The organism is Lysinibacillus sp. FJAT-14745, assembly GCF_001275675.1.
Lineage (GTDB): Bacteria > Bacillota > Bacilli > Bacillales_A > Planococcaceae > Lysinibacillus.
The window spans coordinates 108,826-115,572 of the sequence record NZ_LITM01000009.1 but is presented as its reverse complement, the minus strand read 5'-3'; the positions used below and the strand labels follow the sequence as shown (position 1 = coordinate 115,572).

Annotated in this window: 6 protein-coding genes; 2 read left to right on the top strand and 4 right to left on the bottom strand. The window is 33.8% G+C overall.

Annotated features, from left to right (window positions below; translation table 11 throughout):
* Positions 1-415: 415 nt before the first annotated feature.
* Complete coding sequence (gene lepA / locus AMS59_RS15785; RefSeq protein ID WP_053484700.1) at positions 416-2,242, top strand: translation elongation factor 4; 1,827 nt, start codon at positions 416-418, stop codon at positions 2,240-2,242.
* 355 nt (positions 2,243-2,597) lie between these two features.
* Here the strand turns inward: lepA and AMS59_RS15780 are convergent, their stop codons facing one another.
* The gene (locus AMS59_RS15780; RefSeq protein WP_053484699.1) at positions 2,598-3,122 is read right to left on the bottom strand and encodes a SpoIIIAH-like family protein; all 525 of its coding nucleotides are present in this window, start codon (positions 3,120-3,122) and stop codon (positions 2,598-2,600) included.
* A 519-nt stretch (positions 3,123-3,641) separates the two neighbouring features.
* A complete protein-coding gene (locus tag AMS59_RS15775; protein ID WP_053484698.1) occupies positions 3,642-4,676 on the bottom strand; it encodes a YdcF family protein in 1,035 nt (344 codons plus the stop codon).
* A gap of 287 nt (positions 4,677-4,963) precedes the next feature.
* Between AMS59_RS15775 and AMS59_RS15770 the strand changes: the two genes are divergently transcribed.
* A complete protein-coding gene (locus tag AMS59_RS15770; RefSeq protein WP_053484697.1) occupies positions 4,964-5,476 on the top strand; it encodes a GNAT family N-acetyltransferase in 513 nt (170 codons plus the stop codon).
* Positions 5,477-5,656: 180 nt separating this feature from the next.
* On the opposite strand, the gene AMS59_RS15765 is transcribed toward AMS59_RS15770, so the two are convergent.
* Together AMS59_RS15765 and AMS59_RS15760 are read right to left on the bottom strand one after the other, a co-directional pair.
* On the bottom strand, positions 5,657-6,082 hold the full coding sequence (locus AMS59_RS15765) for an N-acetyltransferase (protein ID WP_053484696.1): 426 nt from the start codon (positions 6,080-6,082) through the stop codon (positions 5,657-5,659).
* A gap of 17 nt (positions 6,083-6,099) precedes the next feature.
* Positions 6,100-6,642 carry a GNAT family N-acetyltransferase gene (locus AMS59_RS15760; RefSeq protein WP_053484695.1) on the bottom strand — a complete coding sequence of 181 codons (543 nt, stop codon included), beginning with the start codon at positions 6,640-6,642 and terminating at the stop codon, positions 6,100-6,102.
* Between the last annotated feature and the right edge of the window lie 105 nt (positions 6,643-6,747).

The following is a 6,747-nucleotide window of genomic DNA, read 5'->3' as shown; positions in this document are numbered from 1 at the left end:
TTTTCACTTTTTTTCTATACTTCAATGGAAATTTATTGAATTTTTTATGGTCAACCCCAAGTTATGGTGATGAGCCAAATTTTTGATAAATTTCCCTAAGTTTAATATAGTGTACTAGTATTTTGATGAATTTATTTTCATTTATCATTTGAAGACAAATTTATGATTTTGTACGCACTTTTATTTAATTATGCTATAGTTTATAACTCACACATTCCTGTACACACGCTCGCCATATTTTTATAAGCCCCATTTAGCCCCAAATTCATGCATTTATGTGCCTTATCTTGCAAAATCAAAAACCGCATAAAACACTTAAAAGTATTGATGTAATGGGCTTTCTAGTCTAGTTGTAGTTGTACTTTGCACATCTTTCATAGTATAATTCATTATAGTTTAATTAGGAGTGGAAAAGATGAACCGAGAAGCACGTTTAAAAAGACAAGAGAATATTCGAAATTTCTCTATTATTGCACATATTGACCACGGGAAATCAACGCTTGCTGACCGTATTTTAGAGCAAACGAAATCATTAACCTCTCGTGAAATGAAAGCACAGCTACTCGACTCAATGGATTTAGAGCGTGAGCGAGGCATTACGATTAAATTAAATGCAGTCCAATTAAAGTATGAAGCTAAAGATGGTGAAGTGTATATATTCCATTTAATCGATACACCAGGACACGTCGATTTCACATATGAAGTATCACGTAGTTTAGCTGCTTGTGAGGGTGCAATTTTAGTTGTCGATGCAGCACAAGGTATTGAAGCACAAACACTAGCAAATGTATACTTAGCGCTTGATAACGACCTAGAAATTTTACCTGTTATCAATAAAATTGATTTACCAGCAGCAGATCCAGAACGTGTACGTCAAGAAGTTGAAGACGTAATCGGGTTAGATGCTTCTGAAGCGGTTTTAGCTTCTGCTAAAGCTGGTATCGGGATTGAAGATATTTTAGAACAAATTGTAGAGAAAGTGCCTGCACCAACTGGTGACCCTGATGCACCGCTACAAGCCCTTATTTTTGACTCTGTTTATGATGCGTATAAAGGTGTTATTATTTCCATTCGAATCATGAATGGTACAGTAAAACCTGGCGATAAAATCCGTATGATGGCTACCGGTGCAGAATTTGAAGTGATTGAAGTGGGTGTACACACACCGAAAGTTGTACCACAGTCTGAATTAACAGTCGGTGACGTAGGCTATTTAACAGCATCTATTAAAAATGTAGGTGATACTCGTGTGGGGGATACAGTTACATTTGCGAATCGCCCTGCGGCTGAGCCATTAGCAGGTTATCGCCGTTTAAATCCAATGGTTTACTGTGGACTTTACCCAATCGATACAGCGAAATATAATGACTTACGTGAAGCGTTAGAGAAGTTAGAACTTAATGACTCTGCACTTCAATACGAGCCAGAGACATCACAAGCACTAGGATTTGGTTTCCGCTGTGGTTTCTTAGGGCTATTACACATGGAAATCATTCAAGAGCGTATTGAGCGTGAGTTTAACATTGATCTAATCACAACAGCGCCTTCTGTAATTTACAATGTGCAAATGACGGATGGATCTACAGTTAAGGTTGACAACCCTTCATTTATGCCGGATCCACAAAAAATTGATCGAGTGGAAGAACCATATGTAAAAGCTACAATTATGGTACCAAACGATTATGTAGGAGCGGTTATGGAGCTTTGTCAATTAAAGCGCGGTAATTTTATGACAATGGATTATATTGATACAACACGTGTCAGCATTATTTATGAAATGCCGTTATCAGAAATCGTTTATGATTTCTTTGATTATTTAAAGTCCAATACGAAGGGCTATGCTTCATTTGACTATGAACTCATTGGTTATCAGACTTCAAAACTAGTGAAAATGGATATCTTATTAAATGGTGAGCAAGTCGATGCACTAAGCTTTATCGTACACCGTGACTTTGCATACGAGCGCGGTAAAGTCATCGTTGAAAAATTGAAAGAATTAATTCCACGTCAACAATTTGAAGTACCAATTCAAGCAGCAGTTGGTCAAAAAATTGTGGCACGCTCAACAATTAAAGCCATGCGTAAAAACGTATTAGCGAAATGTTACGGTGGGGATATTTCTCGTAAACGAAAACTTCTTGATAAACAAAAAGAAGGTAAAAAACGTATGAAACAAGTAGGTTCAGTCGAAGTACCACAAGAAGCATTCATGGCTGTTCTGAAGATGGATGATTCGAAGTAATATAGTAGTGATAAGTGTTTGTGACGTATTTAAATAATTTATAAAAGGGTTAAATGGTGGGGCTCCCCACCAATTCCCCACCATAAAAAAATACGTTAGCAATTCTTATATATCTTGAGCGAATGAATCAAAGATGTCTACAGCATCTCGAGACATTTTCTCTATAAAATGGACATAGCGGTCTTCAGTAGTTGCTGATCTGCTGTGTCCTAATTTTTTTTACTGTTTTAAAAGGTGTACCATTTTCAATTAATATTGTTGGGAATGCTAACACATGGCACAAGAAACGTCTGTGGGAAAGGGTAATCTTCATGGTGACCCTAAATAAAATAAAGACCCCTTTTTTCTCGATCTTTCAATAATTCTTTGTGCCGAAATTAACTTGCACATTTGCATCCTCCCATTCTTTTTTTACCAGATAGATAATTTCATTTGCTCGAGATTTTGATAATTTATTTGCCACCACAGTTACGGAAACGTCTGCTCCTTCAATTTGTACTAAAGCATCGGGAAAGCCTAATGATTTAATTTGCATCTCAAGTATTGCCTCTGTAGATTCTTCTTTATTGAGAGTATCAATTTCAATAGACGCCTGATTTTGTTCGTCAACAAAATACTCATCTGACGTTATTTTTTGCGTTAACTTTTGGCGCAGTTGGTTTCTTTCGTTACTAACTTGTAGGCGCGTTTCTTCAAATAAAGGGCTAGAAGAAGATACTTCCTTGGTCACATACTGTATTGCTGCTTTTTGATTTACATCTTCTGTCAAGGTAATAGCCTCTTTTGGTTGTTTTGGTGAATCCATCAAATAATACACTGAAATAACCGCTACTAGAGTTAATAATGCAAGTAACCAAGATGATTTTTTTTGTAGCTGCATTCGCTTTCCCTCCATCAATAAATTTGGTGAAATATTACTAAGCATCTTTTCAAATTAGGTGAACATTGTCTGGTGATTTTTGGACTAATTCAAATAATACTCATTTTGACTCTAGCCTTTAATTTTATTTATAAATATGCCGGTAACTATACGAAAACAACTCAATGTCTGTCCGATTTGTCGAAACAGCTTTAATTTATCGAAATTAGGTTTTGCCTTCGCATTTAACTTCTTTCAGCAAATGTCTACTGTTGCGAAAGCAAAGCGTCAGCTACAAATGTCTCTTGTAACGTAAGTGAAACGGTAGTTACAGAAGTCTCTCAAGGTCTAAGTACCAAGCCGATTCCGGACGCAATTATGCCGGGGCATAGTTGATAACAAGTGTCATGCACGAACGTAATGTACATGTCCAGCTTGTGGCTGGCTACGGGGGAAAACAGTCTATTGTCACCGATTAACAAAAGGGTACTAGAATATTTAAATTCAGTACCCTTTTGTTGATTATTTTTTTACATATAACTAAAAGATTAATAAGCCAAATAAAGAAAGTAATAGAGAAATTCCAAGAACTACCCCAACAACTTTCATATGTCTTTTCCGTCCCATTACAACAATGGCAACATACTCACGAGCCATTGCATTGGGCCAATAATAAAATGCAGTTTTTGAGCCAATGCCTTGGCTATTTAGACCAGCTTGTCTAGCGTATAAGCCAGCACGGAAAAGATGGAAATTATTTGTTGTAAAGATGCTGTTATATTTACCATCTGGTTTTAATGTATCCATAACCCGTTTCGAAAATAACATATTTTGATAGGTGTTTACAGAACGATTTTCTTGCACAGTATGCTCAAGAGGAATCCCTTTTTTAACTGCGTATTTTTGCATCGCTTCCGCTTCAGGCAGATTTTCATCGGGACCTTGTCCTCCAGAGAAAATAATGGTTGGTGGTGTGGTAACCGCTGCTTGTTTCTGATAAAAATCAATAGCTTGATTAATTCTACTTGCAAGAAGTGGTGGTACTTTATCGTTAATTAAACCACTGCCTAGTACGATGATAAAATCTTGGTTATACTTTGGTCTATTAAACTGATAGAGGAAATATGCAGATAGAAAGTTTGATAAATGAATCAAGAAATAAAACATTATAAGCGATATTCCACCAAACATAGGTTGAAATATAGTAGATAACAAACTGGATGGACTAATAATAGGCATGACAATAAATAATAAAATAATAATAGCTACAATTAAAGTTAAGGAATTTGCTAAGCGCCTTCCTTCTCTTTTCATTAAAATTCTTGCATTAAGAAATAGGCCGAACATTAAAGCTACAATTCCAAAAGGTATGATAAAGAAAAGTGCTATTAAAGGAATAATAACTAAAAGCTTAATACTATTGTTTTCAGATGCTAAAGAAACAATCGTACAAAATAAAAGAAATGAACTGAAAAAAGTATTAAATAAAAAGCCATTTACTATCTTTCTGGGATCTTTCAAGTAAGAATACAGAAAAATAAAAAATAAGATAAGCGGAATAATTCCAAAATACATCAAACCCTACACCTCGACTATATGTTATTGATTGTTCTATTTTATAAAAAATATCCACTAAAGAAAATACTGGTATTAATTTATGTTTTTCTATTTAAGCTTCTACATGTTAGCATAAATTTTTGAAATGACATCCTTTTTACTTAAACCTTACATAAACCTTAAAAATACTGTTAATTGCACATGAGAATTTTTGCTATGGTGATGAGCAAAATTTTTGTGGGTTTAGTAAAATAATAAAATTGGAATAAGGAAAAACAATTCACATATTTAAGGAGGGAACTATATTGATAATAATAGAGACGGAAAGGTTAAAATTACGAGAATTAAATGATGATGATATTTCTGTCCTATATTCAATTTTTTCAGATGCTGAAACTATGAAATATTATCCGTCACCCTTTAATATAGAACAAACAAAAAACTGGATTGAGAAAAATAAACAAAGATATCGAGAAGATGGTTATGGTTTATGGGCTGTATGTTTAAAAGAATCGAATGAAATAATTGGAGATTGTGGCCTTGTTAAACAAATAGTTGATGGAAAAACTGAAGTGGAAGTGGGCTACCATATTCATAAAAAATATTGGTCTAAAGGATATGCAACTGAGGCAGCTAAAGGATGTGTGGAATATGGATTTTTACATTTAGGGCAAGAAAAATTAATAAGTATTATTGACCCTAAAAATGGACCATCAATTCGTGTAGCTGAAAAAAATGGTTTTATGAAGGAGAAGGAGTCGTTTATCTTTAATAAATTTCATCATATATATGCAATACAACTTTCAAAATTTAATTGATGAGAATCGTATATTTAGTAAAAATAAGTTGTAATTGCAAAAGTTAAGACTAAGTGATTACAATTACAACTTTTTGATATCTTTATCTAGAGAATTATTGGCTATTTTCGTGTTTGATCTAATTAAGTTAGATAGGAAGTTCCAATCTATTGTTCTTTTCAATTAGTTACAAGGAAAATCCTATGAAAGATCCTTTTTTAAATAGTAGTGCTTATGATCCCTTCCGACGTTGTCCAATGTACCGTAGATTTGATATCCGTGATTTTGATAAAAATCTAATGCCTGAAAACTTAAAGTATCTACCTTTATGAAATCACATTTATTATTCAAAGCAATTTGTTCAATTTTTAATAACAATTTAGATCCATAGCCCTGCCCACGTAAATCCTCATCAATCATAAGTGTATGTATCTCTAACCAATTCCAACAAATTTCACCCAATATACCACCACAGATTTGATCATTTTCATCTGTAAGGAAGAGGTTGATTTCTTGATATCGGCCTCTTAAATCTTTTGGAAAATGTTTTAAATTGTATTCGTAAAGCTTATTATTAATCAAAGATTTTTTACGTTCATTTTGTTCTTGTGAGATTTTGTATTGCATAAATTTTTCCTCCTCTTTTATAATGGAATATTTCGTTTCCAAATCATATGATGGCTATTTTCAGTCCAATAATGTTCCAGTAAAAAGTTTGGCTTTCCAAATTTTTTCTGCCAAAAAATTTGAGCCTGTTTGTAGCCACTATCTAAACAAAAACCTTTCACATTTTTATTCTCTAGCGTAGTGATTATTTTTTGAAGTAATATTGATCCTATCCCACGTTTTTGATAGTTAGGGTGAACAAAAACCGTCCCTATCTCCGGAAAGTCTGTTAGATCTTCCTTTATCGTGTTTTGAATCAAGTCATTCGCTACGCCATATTCAATTGTACCTATAATTTCATCAGTTTCCTCATTAACTGCTATCCAGAAAAATCGTTTTTCTCCTTGGCTTTCCAAATCCCATTGTAAATAAAGTTTTTTTATTTCCCATTCGTCTTTTTGATCATCATGTAGTCCTGCAAGACCTTCCTTTGCAAAAGTATCGGTAATCACAAGAAGAAAAAACTCATGCAACTCTTCAGTATCTGTTAGCTGGGGACGTCTTACGTTAATTTTCTCCAAATGGCATCCTCCTTCTGGAATGAATGTAATATTATTGGCTCATCACCATAACTTGTGGTTGATTTTCTATCAATTCAATAATTTTACATTTTACTATAGAAGAAA

What these genes read in the sequence shown, in the direction of transcription:
- lepA (WP_053484700.1), top strand. Translation starts at nt 416, where the DNA reads ATGAACCGAGAAGCACGTTTAAAAAGACAAGAGAATATTCGAAATTTC.
- AMS59_RS15780 (WP_053484699.1), bottom strand. Translation starts at nt 3,122, where the DNA reads ATGCAGCTACAAAAAAAATCATCTTGGTTACTTGCATTATTAACTCTA.
- AMS59_RS15775 (WP_053484698.1), bottom strand. Translation starts at nt 4,676, where the DNA reads ATGTATTTTGGAATTATTCCGCTTATCTTATTTTTTATTTTTCTGTAT.
- AMS59_RS15765 (WP_053484696.1), bottom strand. Translation starts at nt 6,082, where the DNA reads ATGCAATACAAAATCTCACAAGAACAAAATGAACGTAAAAAATCTTTG.